11 protein-coding genes are annotated in these 15,570 nt (G+C 68.6%); 9 read left to right on the forward strand and 2 right to left on the reverse strand.

All coding sequences use genetic code 11. The features are described from left to right. Window positions 1-135: 135 nt before the first annotated feature. From tkt to ACIBTM_RS34435, 5 genes are all read left to right on the forward strand, one after another. A complete protein-coding gene (tkt, locus tag ACIBTM_RS34415; RefSeq protein WP_395881315.1) occupies window positions 136-2,241 on the forward strand; it encodes a transketolase in 2,106 nt (701 codons plus the stop codon). 185 nt (window positions 2,242-2,426) lie between these two features. Next, a complete protein-coding gene (gene hxlB / locus ACIBTM_RS34420) occupies window positions 2,427-3,014 on the forward strand; it encodes a 6-phospho-3-hexuloisomerase (protein ID WP_395881316.1) in 588 nt (195 codons plus the stop codon). Window positions 3,015-3,064: 50 nt separating this feature from the next. Next, a complete protein-coding gene (locus ACIBTM_RS34425) occupies window positions 3,065-4,033 on the forward strand; it encodes a fructose-bisphosphatase class II family protein (protein ID WP_395881317.1) in 969 nt (322 codons plus the stop codon). 35 nt (window positions 4,034-4,068) lie between these two features. Further along, complete coding sequence (locus tag ACIBTM_RS34430; protein ID WP_395881318.1) at window positions 4,069-5,451, forward strand: ATP-dependent 6-phosphofructokinase; 1,383 nt, start codon at window positions 4,069-4,071, stop codon at window positions 5,449-5,451. Window positions 5,452-5,496: 45 nt separating this feature from the next. Further along, complete coding sequence (locus ACIBTM_RS34435) at window positions 5,497-5,727, forward strand: hypothetical protein (protein WP_395881319.1); 231 nt, start codon at window positions 5,497-5,499, stop codon at window positions 5,725-5,727. A gap of 12 nt (window positions 5,728-5,739) precedes the next feature. Here ACIBTM_RS34435 and ACIBTM_RS34440 read toward each other — a convergent pair whose 3' ends face one another. Beyond that, window positions 5,740-7,005 carry a LuxR C-terminal-related transcriptional regulator gene (locus ACIBTM_RS34440; protein WP_395881320.1) on the reverse strand — a complete coding sequence of 422 codons (1,266 nt, stop codon included), beginning with the start codon at window positions 7,003-7,005 and terminating at the stop codon, window positions 5,740-5,742. A 144-nt stretch (window positions 7,006-7,149) separates the two neighbouring features. On the opposite strand from ACIBTM_RS34440, the gene ACIBTM_RS34445 reads away from it, so the two are divergent. Together ACIBTM_RS34445 and ACIBTM_RS34450 are read left to right on the forward strand one after the other, a co-directional pair. Further along, window positions 7,150-8,235, forward strand: coding sequence for an S-(hydroxymethyl)mycothiol dehydrogenase (locus ACIBTM_RS34445; RefSeq protein ID WP_395881321.1), 1,086 nt, complete (start codon window positions 7,150-7,152; stop codon window positions 8,233-8,235). Beyond that, complete coding sequence (locus tag ACIBTM_RS34450) at window positions 8,232-8,864, forward strand: MBL fold metallo-hydrolase (RefSeq protein ID WP_395881322.1); 633 nt, start codon at window positions 8,232-8,234, stop codon at window positions 8,862-8,864. The genes ACIBTM_RS34445 and ACIBTM_RS34450 overlap by 4 nt, the downstream gene beginning before the upstream one ends. 21 nt (window positions 8,865-8,885) lie before the next feature. Here the strand turns inward: ACIBTM_RS34450 and ACIBTM_RS34455 are convergent, their stop codons facing one another. Continuing rightward, on the reverse strand, window positions 8,886-11,762 hold the full coding sequence (locus tag ACIBTM_RS34455; protein ID WP_395881323.1) for a helix-turn-helix transcriptional regulator: 2,877 nt from the start codon (window positions 11,760-11,762) through the stop codon (window positions 8,886-8,888). A gap of 257 nt (window positions 11,763-12,019) precedes the next feature. Here ACIBTM_RS34455 and ACIBTM_RS34460 point away from each other — a divergent pair, with 257 nt between their 5' ends. Together ACIBTM_RS34460 and ACIBTM_RS34465 are read left to right on the forward strand one after the other, a co-directional pair. Further along, complete coding sequence (locus ACIBTM_RS34460) at window positions 12,020-15,139, forward strand: efflux RND transporter permease subunit (protein ID WP_395881324.1); 3,120 nt, start codon at window positions 12,020-12,022, stop codon at window positions 15,137-15,139. After that, window positions 15,123-15,566, forward strand: a complete 444-nt coding sequence (locus ACIBTM_RS34465; protein WP_395881325.1) for a hypothetical protein — start codon at window positions 15,123-15,125, stop codon at window positions 15,564-15,566. The genes ACIBTM_RS34460 and ACIBTM_RS34465 overlap by 17 nt, the downstream gene beginning before the upstream one ends. The last annotated feature ends 4 nt before the right edge of the window (window positions 15,567-15,570 follow it).

Consider the following 15,570-nt stretch of genomic DNA (forward strand, 5'->3'; position numbering starts at 1 on the left):
AGCGAAAGTCGCCGTGGCCGGAGGCGCGATCTACAACGCCACCGACCCCGCCGCCGCGGCCAAAGAACTCAAACAACGCGCCACCCGATAACACCCCCACCGATCCGGCACGCGGCGAATCAGGAGAGCGCGTTCATGGCAGCAAACGAATCGATCGGCGAGCTCGCCCGCTTGACCACCAGGCGGCTCCCCGAAGACTGGACGGAGCTGGACCGGCGCGCGGTGGACACCGCGCGCGTGCTGGCCGCGGACGCGGTCGAACACTGCGGGAGCGGGCACCCCGGCACGGCCATGAGCCTCGCTCCCGTCGCTTACGCGCTTTTCCAGCGGGTCATGCGGCACGACCCCGGCGACGCGCGCTGGATCGGACGGGACCGGTTCGTGCTCTCGGCCGGGCATTCGAGCCTCACCCTGTACATCCAGCTGTTCCTCTCCGGCTACGGTTTGGAACTCGACGACCTGAAGGCCCTGCGCAAGTGGGATTCGCTGACGCCGGGGCACCCCGAGTACGGGCACACTGTCGGAGTGGAGACGACCACGGGCCCCCTCGGCCAGGGCCTGGCGAACGCGGTCGGCATGGCCATGGCCGCCCGTCGTGAGCGGGGACTGTTCGACCCGGACGCCGAGCCGGGCCGGAGCGTGTTCGACCACCAGGTCTACGTGATCGCTTCGGACGGCGACATCGAGGAGGGTGTCACCTCCGAGGCCTCGTCGCTGGCCGGAACCCAGCGGCTCGGCAACCTCACGGTGGTCTACGACAGCAACGAGATCTCCATCGAGGACGACACCCGCATCGCTCTCTCCGAGGACACCGCCAAACGCTACGAGGCGTACGGCTGGCAGGTTCTCACGGTCCACGGCGGTGAGGACGTGGCGGGCTTCCTGGACGCCGTCGAGCAGGCAAGGGCGGAGACCGCGCGCCCCACCCTGATCGTGCTCCGCACCGTGATCGGCTACCCGGCGCCGACCAAGATGAACACCGGCAAGGTGCATGGTGCCGCGCTCGGCGCCGAGGAACTCGCCGCCGTCAAGAGCGCCGTCGGCTTCGACCCGCGGCGCAGCTTCCAGGTCGACGACGAGGTCCTGCACCATGCCCGCGAAGTGGCCGGCCGCGGCCGGGCGGACCACGAGAAGTGGCAGCTCGAGTTCGACGCCTGGGCGCAGGCCAACCCGGAGCGCAAGGCGTTGCTGGACCGCATGGCCCGCCGTGAGCTGCCCGCCGGATGGGACGGCGACCTCCCCGTCTGGGAGCCGTCCGAAAAGGGCGTCGCCACGCGAAAGGCGTCGGCCGCGGTGCTGGCCGAACTCGGCAAGACGCTGCCCGAGCTCTGGGGTGGTTCGGCGGATTTGGCCGAGAGCAACAACACCACGATCAAGGGCGCGGACTCGTTCGGTCCGGCCGAGATCTCCACCGAGGCCTGGACGGCTCAGCCCTACGGTCGCACGCTGCACTTCGGCATCCGTGAGCACGCGATGGGATCGATCCTCAACGGCATCGCGCTGCACGGTGGAACCCGGCCGTACGGCGGCACTTTCCTCATCTTCAGCGACTACATGCGCCCGGCGGTGCGGCTGGCCGCGTTGATGCGGCTGCCCGCCATCTACGTGTGGACGCACGACTCGATCGGACTCGGTGAGGACGGACCGACCCACCAGCCCGTGGAGCAGCTGGCGTCGCTGCGCGCCATCCCCGGGCTGTCGGTGGTGCGCCCGGCGGACGCGAACGAGACGGCGCACGCCTGGAAAGCCGTGCTGGAGGACACCGGCGGACCGGCAGGGCTGGCGCTCACCCGCCAGGACGTGCCGACCTTGGAAGGCACCTCCGCCGAGGGGGTGTCCCGCGGCGGCTATGTCCTCGCCGAGGCATCCTCGGGCAAACCCGACGTGGTGCTCGTCGGCACCGGTTCCGAGGTCCAGCTGGCCGTGGAAGCCAGGAAGATCCTGGAATCACAAGGCTTGGCCACCCGGGTGGTGTCGATGCCGTGCGTGGAGTGGTTCGACCGGCAGGATCGGTCCTATCGGGACGAAGTGCTGCCCGTCTCGGTGCGTGCCAGGGTGATCGTCGAAGCGGGTGTGGCGCAGCCCTGGCACCGGTTCGCCGGTGACGCGGGCGAAATCGTGTCGCTGGAGCATTTCGGTGCTTCGGCGGACTGCAAGACGCTGTTCAGCCAGTTCGGCATCACCGCCGAGGCCGTCGTCGAAGCGGCACTGCGAAGCGTGCGGTTCGCGCGGCAGGGCTGACCAGCCCGTATCGGCGGCCCCGGCGCGAAGCCGGGGCCGCCTGTCTCACGCTGCTCTCGGTGTTCATTCGTTTTCGTGATCAGGGGATAGCGGTTCCCAATGCCGGATGTCTTGAGGGACGTCGCACCGGTGGGCAATTATTTCTTCTCAATGAAGCGAGTCCCGCGAAATGGAGGAAGATTTCGGTGACGCAATCGATTTCGAAGAACCTCGATCCCGGTCTTTTCTCGGACGCGACGCGTGCGGTCGTCGGAGAAGTGGACAAGGTGAGCGCCGGGGTACACTTCCCGGCCTGGACGAGGGCGGGCGCCTTGTTGCTGAAGGCGCCGAAGGTGTTCACGATCGGTACCGGGCGAAGCGGGCTGGCCCTCCAGATGGCCGCGATGCGCTTCATGCACCTCGGACTCCCCACCCACGTCGTCGGTGAGGTGACCGCGCCGGCGATCGGCGCGCGCGACGTGCTGGTGGCGGCGTCGGGCTCGGGGACGACGGCACGGGTGGTCCGGGCCGCACAGACCGCGCGCGACCAGGGCGCGGACGTGATCGCGCTGACCACGGCCGCATCTTCGCCGCTGGCGAAGATCGCGACCGAGGTCCTCGTCGTCCCGGCAGCGGACAAGCAGGATTTCGACGGAACCGCGTCCGTCCAGTACGCCGGAAGCCTGTTCGAACAGTCCGTCCTGCTGATCACCGACGCGTTGTTCCACACGCTGTGGAAGTCCGGCGGTACCCAGGCCCGCGAACTGTGGCGCCTGCACGCGAATCTCGAGTGACCGGTGCCGCGATCTCGTCCTGATGCCACGTCCGAGTAGAGGAGTCCAAGATGCAGCGCCGGAACGAGGTCGCACCGCGGAGCACTGTCGACATCCACACCCTGGAGGCGGTGGCGCTGGCCGCCACCTGCCGTGCCGCGGTGGCCAGCTACGCCTGGGTGGGACGGCACGATCAGAAGGCCGCGGACGCGGCGGCGACCACGGCCATGCGGGAAGCCCTGGCCGACGCGCCCGGCCGGGGAACCGTCGTCATCGGGGAGGGGGAGAAGGACGACGCCCCGATGTTGTTCAACGGGGAGATCGTCGGCGACGGCCGGGGACCGGATTTCGACATCGCGGTGGACCCGCTCGAAGGAACTTCCTTCTGTGCCAAGGACCTTCCCGGTTCCCTGGCGACGATCGCGTTCGGCGAGGCCGGCACTTTGTGGTCACCCGGACCGGGGTTCTACATGGACAAGATCGTGGTGCCGCCCCAGGCGAAGGACATCATCGATCTCGACGACTCTCCCGAGCACACCTTGAGCAAGGTCGCCCGGGCGCTCGGCAAGAAGGTCTCCGAGCTTCGCGTCGTCATCATGGACAAGCCGCGGCACAAGGACTTGATCGCCCGGGTGGTCGACGCGGGCGCGGCGGTGCAGACACCGGCCGGAGGCGATGTCGGAGGGAGTCTGGCAGTGCTCCTGCCGAGTCTCGACGTCGATCTGCTCCTAGGCGTCGGCGGCACTCCGGAAGGGGTGATGACCGCCGCGGCGGTCCGCGCGCTGGGCGGAGGCATGCTGGGCCGCCTGGTCCCGCAACGTGACGAGGAGGCGGCGGCGATCCGTGCGGCAGGAATGTCCGTCGACCGCGTCTATGAACGTGACGAGCTCGTGGCGGGCAGTGCCTTCTTCGTCGCCACCGGCGTCAGCGGCGGGCCACTCGTCGGACGGCCGAGAAAAGGCGACGGCGGGACCATCGTCGAATCACTCCTGATCTCCAGGGGCCAGGTTCGGCACATCACGCACACGATCTTCGGATAACCACCCCGGAAAGCACCTACGATCAAGGAGATTCGGTGACGTTGCACCTGGACGACCTCCGCGTTCGCCGCCTCGGCGAGTGCCGTTTCGATTCGCCGTTCTCCGAGATGCTCTCCACCAAGCAGACCTCGCCGCATTACGTCGCGGAGGGCGACCGCGTCCTGCTCGAGGACACCGTGTCCATGCTGGCCGGCCACGACCTCCCGTCCGGCGCGGCCCCGAGTTTCGAAGCCGCCGGGCCGCGCCGCAAGATCTACTTCGACCCCGCGCGCGTGACCGCCGGCATCGTCACCTGCGGTGGACTGTGTCCCGGTCTCAACAACGTCATCCGCGGTCTCGTCCAGGAACTCGCCGTGCACTACAAGGTCAAGCGGATCCTGGGTTTCCGGAACGGCCTCCAGGGGCTGACGGCCGAACACCGCCACGACACCGTCGAACTGACACCCGAGCGCGTCCGCGACATCCACAACGCCGGCGGCACCATCCTCGGCAGCTCCCGAGGCGGCCAGGACGCCGACGAAATGGTCGACAGCCTCGTCCAGCGCGGCATCGACGTCATGTTCGTCATCGGCGGTGACGGAGGAATGCGCGCCGCGACGTTCCTCGGTAAGGCGATCAGGGCACGCGACCTCGACATCGCCGTCATCGGAGTGCCGAAGACGATCGACAACGACTTGCCCTTCACCGATCAGTCGTTCGGGTTCCAGAGCGCGTTCGCGCGGGCCACCGACTTCATCTCCGCGGTCTCCGTCGAAGCCGCGGCCAGCCCGAACGGCGTCGGGATCGTGAAGCTGATGGGCCGGCATTCCGGGTTCATCGCCAGCTATGCCGCGCTGGCCGCGAACGCCGCGGACATCGTCCTGATCCCCGAAATCCCGTTCAGCCTCGGGGGAGCGGACGGTCTGCTGGCCCACGTCGAGCAGCACGTGCGAGCCAAAGGCCACGTGGTGATCGTCCTGGCGGAGGGTGCGGGCCAAGACCTTCTCGAAGAACACGGTCTGCCCGAGCACAACGGGCACGGCACCGACGCCTCGGGCAACATCAGACTCGGCAACATCGGCGAACTGCTCAAAGCGAGCATCGCCGGACACCTGGCCGCGGCCGGCCTGGCCCCCACGATGCGCTACATCGACCCGAGCTACGCGGTGCGCAGCGTCGCGGCGAACGCTTACGACAGCGTTTACTGCCTTCGTCTCGCCCACGCCGCGGTGCACGCCGCCATGGCCGGTCGTACCGAAGCCGCGGTCGCGCGCTGGCGCCGCCGCTTCGTGCACGTCCCGTTCTCCCTGATGACCAGTCGCCGCAACCAGGTCGACCCCGACGGCGACCTGTGGATGTCGGTGCTCGAAACCACCTGCCAGCCCGCTGAATTCGGGGTGGCACCGGACCGTGAGAAGGCTCGTGCGGGCTTCTGCTGATCGGCGGGGTCCGGGGTACGGTGTCGGCCACTCGACCGACACGAGATGCCGTTCAGTTCCCGGGGGCCGACACCAGGATGGGCGACCGAGATGTGGTCTCAGCGCAAACGCGACGCCGTTCCCCAGGAGCTACCCGGCTACCGGCCGCTGACCCCGCTCGAATGGCTGTGCGGGCGGCTGAAGGACTTCCGGCGTTCGCGGGCCGCCCGCTACGTCCTGTGTGAACACGACGAGACCACGGCACCGTGCTCCATCTGTTCCGTGCGGTATTGGTAGCCGGATCGCCGATCATGGCGTGGCGCCCTGAGTGCCGGGGACTCCGGCGCTCAGGGCCAAGGCCGCGGCTTCACCGCGCGAGGTGACGTTCAGCTTCTTCATGAGGCCTGCGACGTGGAACTTGACCGTGCTTTCGGTGATGCCGAGCGCGGCGGCGATGGATTTGTTGCGTTGTCCTTGTGCCACCAGCCGTAGCACTTCGAGTTCGCGAGGGTTGAGGCCCGTCAGTTGGATCTCGTCGACCCTGCCCGCGGCCGGCTCGAACGGGAGGTCGATCGTGACGCGGCTGCCCCAGTCGGCGACGGCGTCGATCTCGACGGTGGCCCCCAGCGTTTTCGCACGTCCGTCGAGCTGCGATCGCAGGCCGTGGACGTCGAGGTTCCCGGATTCCTGATCTCGGATGTCGACGTGCAGCGCGGTGCTGTCGCTCGACCAGGCGATCCGGAGGCGGGTCAGATCCGGCTGGCCGGTGAAGGCCAGGACCGCCGCACACGTCATCGCCCTGGCGGCGTGGGCGACCTCGCCCGGTACCGGCTGTCCGTTCTTCGCCGGGGCCGTGAACTCCAGCTCCGCGTCGTGGTGGCGCAGCATCTGCCGGATTTCCCGCCGTACCCTGCCGAAGGCGGCATACGCGGGCTCTTCGGATCGCGCGAGATCGGTTTCCCGGGCGGCTCGGAGCGCGACCAGCGCGGCCGAGGCGGAGTCGGTCGCGGCGAGCCGGGCGCGGTGGTCGTCCAGCCGGGTCGACCGCAGGGTGGTGAGGACGGTGACGAGCGCGGTTTCGTGCGCCGCGGCCATCTCGGCGATCGTCCGGGCGCGTTCGCTGGAGGCCGCGCGGGATTCGGCGAGGTAGTCCGGGCTGGCCTGGGTCACCTGTTGGCGGATCGAGGTCGCGACGATGCCGAAGACCTCCGCCAGGCGGGCGGGCTGCGGGAAACGGGTCCGGGCCGACCGGGGGACGAGGACGAGCAGGGTGCCGATCGGGTCCTGCACGGCCCAGACCGTCCGGGTGGTGCCGCCGAGCGTGGCCGTCGTGGTCAGCTGATGGCCGGGAGGAACGCTCGCTTTGAGTGCTTCGAGTTCGGCGATGGTGACCTTGTCGGTGATCTCCCGGGCGCCGGTGACCTTGCGAGGCCGCCCGGTGCACTCCCGGGTGAAGATGACCAGAGCCTGGTGCGGCCAGCCGTCGGCGAGGAAACGCGAGAACCGGTCGGCGATTTCACGTAGCGGGCCTTCGATGACGTCGCGCAGTGCGGTCAGGTCGGCTGGATCCGGCATCGGGCGAGCCTAGCTTGCCTGGTCGAAAGGACAGGATCCACTGGACCGATGGCCAGGTCGCCGCCGCGCGTTTCCGGCCTAACCTCACGTGAAGCATGCGCTCATCCGCATGCCTATATCGCCGAACGGTGGAGGAAACAGGGAATGCCACAGCAGGTGCGCGGGGTGATCGCCCGGTCCCGGAACGCTCCGGTGGAGCTGACGGACATCGTGATCCCGGACCCGGGACCCGGTGAGGTCGTCGTGTCGATCGCGGCCTGCGGGGTCTGCCACACGGATCTGACCTACCGCGACGGCGGCATCAACGACGAGTTCCCGTTCCTGCTCGGCCACGAGGCCGCGGGCACCGTGGAAAGCGTCGGAGAGGGCGTGCATTCCGTACAGCCAGGGGACTTCGTCGTCCTCAACTGGCGCGCCGTGTGCGGGCAGTGCCGGGCCTGCAAGCGCGGACGTCCGCAGTACTGCTTCGACACCTTCAACGCGACGCGGAAGATGACCCTGACCGATGGCACCGAGCTGACCCCGGCCCTGGGCATCGGCGCGTTCGTGGACAAGACACTCGTCCACGCCGGACAGTGCACCAAGGTCGATCCCGCCGCGGACCCGGCCGTAGCGGGCCTGCTCGGCTGCGGCGTGATGGCGGGGCTCGGCGCGGCGGTCAACACCGGTGCCGTCGGCCGCGGGGACTCGGTCGCGGTCATCGGCTGTGGGGGAGTGGGTGACGCCGCCATCGCCGGGGCCCGGCTGGCCGGCGCGGGCACGATCATCGCGGTCGACCGGGACGAACGGAAACTCGCGTGGGCCCGTGAGCTCGGCGCGACCCACACCGTCGACGCGAGCGATACCGACACGGTCGCCGCGATCCAGGAACTGACCGGCGGTTTCGGCGCCGACGTCGTCATCGACGCGGTCGGCCGTCCGGAGACGTGGAAAGCGGCGTTCTACGCCCGTGACCTGGCCGGCACCGTGGTGCTGGTCGGCGTCCCGACACCGGACATGCGCCTGGAGATGCCGCTGATCGACTTCTTCTCCCGCGGTGGCTCGCTGAAGTCGTCTTGGTACGGCGATTGCCTGCCGGAGCGGGACTTCCCGATGCTGATCGACCTGTACCTCCAGGGCCGGTTGCCGCTGGAGCGGTTCGTGACCGAGCGGATCTCGCTCGACGGCGTCGAGAAGGCGTTCCACGCCATGCACGCCGGCGAAGTGCTGCGTTCGGTGGTGATCCTGTGAGCGGGAACCTGCGGATCGAGCGCGTCGTCACCGCCGGGGTCTTCGAACTCGACGGCGGGAGCTGGGACGTCGACAACAACGTCTGGCTCGTCGGAGACGACGACGAGGTCGTGATCGTGGACGCCGCGCACGACGAGAAGACCATCACCGAGGCCGTTGGCGGCCGTGACGTCGTCGCCATCGTCTGCACCCACGGGCACAACGACCATGTCACCGTCGCCCCGCTGCTGAGCGAACACCTGCACGCGCCTGCCGTTCTGCATCCGGGGGACCGGGAGCTGTGGGAGATGACCCACCCCGGTGGCCGTTTCCGGCCTACGGAGGACGGCGAGCGGATCGCAGTCGCGGGCACGGAGTTCGAGGTCATCCACACGCCGGGGCACTCGCCCGGATCGGTCTGCCTGCACCTGCCCGAGGCCAACGCGCTCTTCTCCGGGGACACGCTCTTCTCGGGCGGGCCCGGCGCGACGGGACGCTCGTTCTCGGATTTCCCGACGATCATTTCCTCGATCAAGGAACGGCTTTTCGCCTTGCCCGAGGACACCAAGGTCCACACCGGACACGGCGACCCCACCACGATCGGCACCGAAGCGCCACACCTGGCCGAATGGATCGCTCGCGGACACTGAGATCCGGACCCGATCGCCAAGTCAGCCCGACGTCGTCCCCTCGGGAAGCTGGAGGCCGACGACGGCGGCGCGCGACGGGACGCCGAGTTTGCGCAGGATGCGGCTGACATGCGCGTCGACGGTCCGGATGGTGACGTCCAGCCGATTCGCGATCTCCCGGTTGGTCATCCCGGTGGCGAGCAGTGCCGCGACTTCCCGTTCTCGGCGGGATAGCGGTGCGTAGGGGTCGCGATGGGTCGGTTGCCCGGCATTCGTGCCGGGCACCGTGACGGTCGCGTGCTCGGCCATGACGGCGAGGCGGGTGGATTCGCAGTCACGCGCGATCCGCATGATCTTGCGGATCTGCGGTACCGCGTCGCGGCCGGCGCCCGCCTGGGCGAGCACATACGCGGCGACCGCACGGGAACGTCCTTCCTCGATCAGGAATCCCTCGTTGCCGAATCCGTCGGCCGCGGTCAGCGCGAGACCGGCGGCCATCTTGGGATCGCCGTGAGCCATGAAGAGCCGGGCCCGGGCGAGCCGGGCATAACTCGGCCCGCCGAACTCCGTGTGGGTCGCGGCCCGTTCCGCGTTGGCCGCCCAGCGCTCCGCCTGGTCGAGGTCGCCGGAGGCCAGTGCGGCGCGGGTCAGCAGTTCGAACACCTTCGGGCGGCAGGTGTGCGGCCAGGCAGGCAAGGCGGGACCGCCGCCTGCCGAGAGCAGCTGACGCACGCTGTGCTGTGGGCTACCGGTGGTGAGAGCCGTCTCCACGAGTACGAAGGCGGCCTTGCGACCGGCCAGGCCGGTTCGCCAGCCTGCCGCGGCCAAGGCCTCGACGGCGAGGCGGGTCGCGGGGGCGGTCGAGCCGTCGAGCCAGAGGACGGCCTCGGCCTTCGCCGCGAGTGCCATGGACAGATGGTCGTCGCTCTCGTTGGATCGGGCGATCTCCTCGGCCTGCCCGGCCACATCGAGCGCCTGCCGAAGCCGGCCGGCGTGCAGGTGCGCCCTGTTCACACACAGGAGCAGCAACGGGAGTGTCGACAGGTGACCGGTGCGCTGGGCGAGCTGGGTGGCCTGGCGTGCCACTCGCAACGCCTGGTCGTGCCAGCCGAGGTAGTAGTCGGCCCACGCCAGTCCCGCGAGGTGGACCAGCTGGTTCGCCGCCGGCTCGTCGTCCAGGGAATTGAACAGGGTCGCGGCCTGCGCGCTCGCTTCCGCGGCGACCAGTACTTCCCCGCCGGCCACAGCCGTGATCGCGAGTGTGCTCAAGGCGGCCAGCCGCCGGTCCGGGGCGGCATCGCCGGTGATGAGCGCGTTCGCCTGGCGTGCATGGCTCAGCGCGTCCGCCAGTGCGCCACGCAGGAATCCCCCCGTGGCCAGGGCGACCAGCAGGGTCGCCCGTTCCTGGGGGCGATCTTGTGAGAGTTCCCGCAGCTGGGCCCGCACCAGGGTTTCGGCGCGGTCGAACCGGCCGGTGAGCTGGTCCGATTCCGCGCTCTCGCACACGTAGCGCACCCGGATCTCGTGATGGTCGGGAGGCACGAGCTTGAGCAGGTCCCGAAGTCGTCGATTGCCGTCGATGAGCTTGCCGGACCGCAGGAGCGCGTCGGCGAGCTCGCCGAGCAAACGAATCCGGCGCAGATCCGTCTCGATGCCGTTGTGCGGCAACAGCCGCTCCGCGTCGGCAAGCCAACCGGCGGCGGTGGCCGGCGCCTGGGTCAGCAGCGCGTGTGCGGCTTCTTCGAGTATCGTCACCGCTTCCATGTCGCCGTGTTCCGCGACCTGGGCGACGTGACGGGCGATGTCGACGACGCCCGCGCCGCGTCCTCGAAGCTGCTCGATCGCACGCCGATGGGCGGCGACCAGCCACCCTCGTTCGGTCAGTGCGTAAACCGCGTCACGGATGAGCGTGTGCCGAAACCGGAATACCCGCACCGAACTCGTCGGACGCACCAGGTCTCGCTCGACGAGACCTTCGAGCGCGATATCCGCCGCCCGGCCGGTCAGCCCGGCCAGCGCCGCCGCGTGCAGCAGATCGAAGGGATCGCCCAGCACCGCCGCGGCCCGCAGCAAGTGCAGTCCGGCCGTGGAGATCGCCGGAAGTTCCGCGTTCAGCAACACTCGCAGCGCCGGGTCGGCGCCGTCGGACGGCACGCTCCGTTCGGTGTGGCGGCGCCAGACCGCCTTGAGATACAACGGGTTGCCCTCACTGGCCGCGTACACCGCGTTGAGCCTCGAACTCGGTACCACGGGTGTGAGGAGTTCGGCCGCTTCGCGGATGGTCAGCGGCGGGAGCTCGATCACCTCGAGCCTGCTGGTGCGTTCGGTGCGCTCGATGTCCTGTGCCAGCAGGGCAGGCATCTGCACCGGCCGGTAGGCGAGTGCGATCAGCAGGCGAGGGATCGCGGGATGGCGCAACAGGTGCCCGAGGAACTCGGCCGAACTTCGATCGACCCAGTGCACGTCGTCGAGGATGAGCACGACCGGCCGCCCCGCCGCCAGCGTTCGCAGCAGCCTGCGGAGCTCGTGACACCGCCTGGCGCGATCGCCGGGGTACGAGTGCCGATCTCCGATGCCGTCTCGGCGCAGTAGGGCAGGCAGGATCGGGGTGAGCAGCTTCCTGGCATGTCCGTCGAGCAGACCGGGATCGGCGGCCAGCGCCGATTCGACGGCGTCGTCCAGCGCCTCGATCAGCACGCCGAACGGCTCGGTTCGCCCGAACTCGGCCGCCTGCGCGGAGAGTACGGTCCTGGCCACCGGTCCCTCCCCGGCGATGCTCGCGAGGTGGTCGAGCAGACGGCTCTTGCCCATACCCGGCTCGCCGGTGATCGCGATCGCGACTCCGCCGCCCTTGTCCACGATGGCGAGGGCATGCCGAAGACGCAGTATCTCTTCGCAGCGCCCTACGAGCGGTGCCACTTCACCCCTAATGAGAAAACGTTTCCAACCGGGATTCGACCTTGAAACAAATACATGTTACGGCACAGAAGGCATGAATAGGTATAAATACCGCAATTTTCGTGCAGTCGGTTCCGTCGCGAGTCCGAAGCACTCAATGTGGAGCGGACGCCGGGCGGGTATTAATGGCCTGTGATGACGCGGAAGATGTAGTAGGCGAGACCGAACGGGCGATCGGATAGAAACCTTTTGGAGCAATTCCTGGGAGGTCGCTGCCAATGTTGCACTGGTTCGCGGGTTCGAGCATTAAGTTCCGGCTGCTGGTTCTTCCGATTGCTCTCGTGGCGATGGTCTTCGGCGCATTCCAGCTGCGCGATACTCCCGTCGAGGTGTTGCCGGAGTTCACCCCGCCACGGGTGGAGATCCAGGCCGAGGCGCTCGGCCTGTCGGCCGGTGAGGTCGAGCAGTTGATCACGGCGCCGCTGGAGGCCGACCTGCTCAACCAGGTGGCGTGGATCGACGAGATCCGGTCGGAATCGGTGCCCGGCCTGTCCTCCATCGAAATGATCTTCGAGCCGGGCACCGACATCCTCGACGCTCGGCAGATGGTCCAGGAGCGGCTGGTGCAGGCGGGTGACATGCCCAACGTGTCCAAACCGCCGGTCATCATGCAGCCGCTGTCGTCCACGAGCCGGCTGATGATGGTCGGGTTGTCGTCGAAGGACGTCTCGCTGATCGAAATGTCGGTGCTCGCCCGCTGGAAGATCAAGCCGCGGCTGCTCGGTGTGCCCGGCGTGGCCAACGTCGCCATCTTCGGTCAGCGTGAGCGCCAGCTTCAGGTGCACCTGGATCCGGAGAAGATGCGACAGCACGGCGTACCGGTCAGCCAGGTCATCCGCACGACGGGCAACGCGTTGTGGGTGTCCCCGCTGAGTTTCCTGGAGGCGTCCACACCCGGCAGCGGCGGGTTCGTGGAGAGCCCGCAGCAACGTATGGGCGTCCAGCACGTGCTGCCGATCAGCACGCCGCAAGCCTTGTCCCAGGTCACCATCGAGGACCCGGCCGGCCGGAAGCTGCGCCTGTCCGACGTCGCCAACGTGGTCGAGGATCATCAGCCACTGATCGGTGACTCGCTGGTCAACGACGAGCCGAGCCTGATGCTCGTGGTCGAGACGTTCCCCGGCTTCAATACGGGTGAAGTGACCAAAGGCGTCGAGAACGCGTTGAAAGCGTTGCAGCCCGGGCTTTCCGGCGTCACCGTCGACACCACCGTGTACCGGCCCGCGACGTTCATCGAGCAGGCCACCGGAAATCTCGGCCTCGCCCTGCTGATCGGGCTGCTCCTGCTGCTGGTGCTGCTCGGGTCGATGTTCTTCAGCTGGCGGGTCGCACTGGTCAGCGCCGTGGTCGTCCCGTTGTCGCTGCTCGTGGCGGGCCTGGTCCTGTCCTTCCTGGGCGCCGGTTTCAACGCCGTCGCCTTGGCCGGGTTCGCGATAGCCCTCACGGTCGTCGTCGACGACGCGGTGGTCGACATCGACCACATAAGGCGAAGACTGCGGCAGAGAAGCCAAGAAGACGGTGCGGACGGCTCCACCGCGGCCGAGATCGTCAAGGCGTCGGTGCGGATCCGGACCCCGCTCGTCTACGCCACCGTGATCCTGTTGCTGGCCATCGTCCCCTTCCTGTTCTTCGGCGGACTGACCGGCGCGTTCTTCTCCTCGTTCGGGCTGGCCTACGCGATCGCCTTGCTGGCGTCGATGGCGGTCGCGCTGATCGTGACGCCCGCGCTCGCCAGTGTGCTGCTCCGCCGTGGCGACCCGCGCCGTGACGATCCACCCGTGGTGCGCCTGCTTCAGCGGGTACACGGCGCGCTGCTCGCCCGGTTCGTCGCCGGGAAGCGGACCGTCTACGTGGCGATCGCCGTCGTCCTCGCCGTCGGGATCGCCGGCCTGCCCACCCTGCTCGGGGCCGGCGCCACGCTTCCCGCGTTGCAGGACCGCACGCTGGTGGTGCAGTGGGACGCCGCACCGGGCACTTCGCGGGCGGAGATGAACCGGATCACCCAACGGGCGGGACAGGAACTGCGCGCCCTTCCCGGCGTGCGCAACGTCGCCGCCCATGTCGGGCGTGCGGTCACCTCCGACCAGGTGGTCAACATCAACTCCGGGCAACTGTGGGTCAGCCTCGATCCGGACGCGCCGTACGACTCGACACTGGCCGCGATCCGCGACGTCGCGGGCGGCTATCCCGGATTGTCCAGCCAGGTGCTGACCTACCCGGAGGCGCGGATGAACGACGTGCGTGCCGAAGCCGACGGCTCGCTGGTGGTTCGCCTCTACGGCCAGAGCCCGGACGTGCTGCGCGGCAAGGCTGAAGAGGTGCGACGGGCTATCGCGGACGTCGACGGGGTCGGCGAGCCCAGAGTCGACCTGCCCGCCGAAGAACCGACCGTCGAGGTCGAGGTCGACCTCGAAGCCGCGCACCGCAACGGCATCAAACCGGGTGACGTACGGCGTGCCGCGGCCACGTTCCTGTCCGGGGTCGAGGTGGGCAGCCTGTTCGAAGAGCAGAAGGTCTTCGACGTGGTGGTGTGGGGGTCGCCGGAGACCCGGCACAGCCTGACCGACGTCCAGAACGTGCTGGTGGACACCCCGAACGGCGGGCGGGTCCGGCTGGGTGAACTCGCCGAGGTCCGGGTGGCGCCCTATCCCGTGGTGATCAAGCGGGACGCGGTCCAGCGGCGCGTCGACGTGATCGCCGACGTGCAGGGCCGGGATCTCGACTCGGTGATCCAGGACGTCCAAGCCCGCGTGCAGCGGATCGGCTTCCCGGTGGAGCATCACGCCGAGGTGCTGGGCAAGTACACGCAGAAGCAGGACGAGTGGCGACTGGCCTGGATTCTCGCGATCGCCGCACTGATCGGGATCTTCCTGCTGCTGCAGGCCGCGTTCTCGAGCTGGCGGCTGGCCTCCGTGCTCTTCTTGACGTTGCCGGGGGCGCTGGCGGGCGGAGCGCTGGCGGCGGCGTTCACCGGTGGCGTCACGACCTTCGGCACGATGGTCGGCTTCCTGGCGATCCTGGCGGTCGCCGTGCGGCAGGGGATGGCCCTGTTCGGCCACTATCAGCGGCTCCGCGAAGAAGAGGAGTTCGGGACGGATCTGGTCCTGCGTGGTGTTCGGGAGCGGATCGGCTCGATCGTGACGGCCAACCTCGCCATCGCACTGGTGCTGCTTCCGTTCGCCGTCATGGGCAGCGTGACCGGGCTTGAGCTGGTGGCCCCGCTCGCCATCGTGATCCTCGGCGGCCTCGTCACTTCGACACTGGTCACCGTGTTCGTCCTTCCGGCCCTGTACCTGAGGTTCGCGCCAAGAGGAGAGTCCAATGTGGAATCGGCCTAGGACGACACGGCCCAGCCCCTCGGCGGCGCTCGTTCTCGTCGCCTGCCTCGCCCTCGCCGCCTGCGGCCCGCAGGCCGGCCCGGCAGGTGGGGAGAAGCCCGCCAAGGTGGAGAAGGCGAGTGGTGCGGAGACCGCCACGGTGAAGCTGACCGAGCAGGCGGCGAAACGACTCGACATCAAGACCGCCGTGGTGCGGGACGATCAGCAACGGAAGACCATTCCCTATGCGGCGGTCCTCTACGACGCCAAGGGGCAGGCGTGGACATTCACCAATCCGCAATCGCTGACCTACGTCCGGCAGCGTATTTCCGTCGAACGGATAGCCGGTGACACGGCGGTACTGACCAGTGGACCGGCGGCCGGGGTGAATGTCGTCACGATAGGCGCGGCCGAATTGTACGGCGCAGAACTCGGTGTCGGAAAATAACTGA

The sequence above is a fragment of the Amycolatopsis sp. NPDC049868 genome (assembly GCF_044461365.1).
In the GTDB taxonomy this organism is placed as follows: Bacteria; Actinomycetota; Actinomycetes; order Mycobacteriales; family Pseudonocardiaceae; genus Amycolatopsis.

Bases quoted from the DNA above. Each gene is read 5' to 3' on its own strand.
- ACIBTM_RS34445 (WP_395881321.1), top strand. From the start codon at position 7,150: ATGCCACAGCAGGTGCGCGGGGTGATCGCCCGGTCCCGGAACGCTCCG.
- ACIBTM_RS34435 (WP_395881319.1), top strand. From the start codon at position 5,497: ATGCCGTTCAGTTCCCGGGGGCCGACACCAGGATGGGCGACCGAGATG.
- ACIBTM_RS34460 (WP_395881324.1), top strand. From the start codon at position 12,020: ATGTTGCACTGGTTCGCGGGTTCGAGCATTAAGTTCCGGCTGCTGGTT.
- ACIBTM_RS34465 (WP_395881325.1), top strand. From the start codon at position 15,123: ATGTGGAATCGGCCTAGGACGACACGGCCCAGCCCCTCGGCGGCGCTC.
- tkt (WP_395881315.1), top strand. From the start codon at position 136: ATGGCAGCAAACGAATCGATCGGCGAGCTCGCCCGCTTGACCACCAGG.
- ACIBTM_RS34440 (WP_395881320.1), bottom strand. From the start codon at position 7,005: ATGCCGGATCCAGCCGACCTGACCGCACTGCGCGACGTCATCGAAGGC.
- ACIBTM_RS34425 (WP_395881317.1), top strand. From the start codon at position 3,065: ATGCAGCGCCGGAACGAGGTCGCACCGCGGAGCACTGTCGACATCCAC.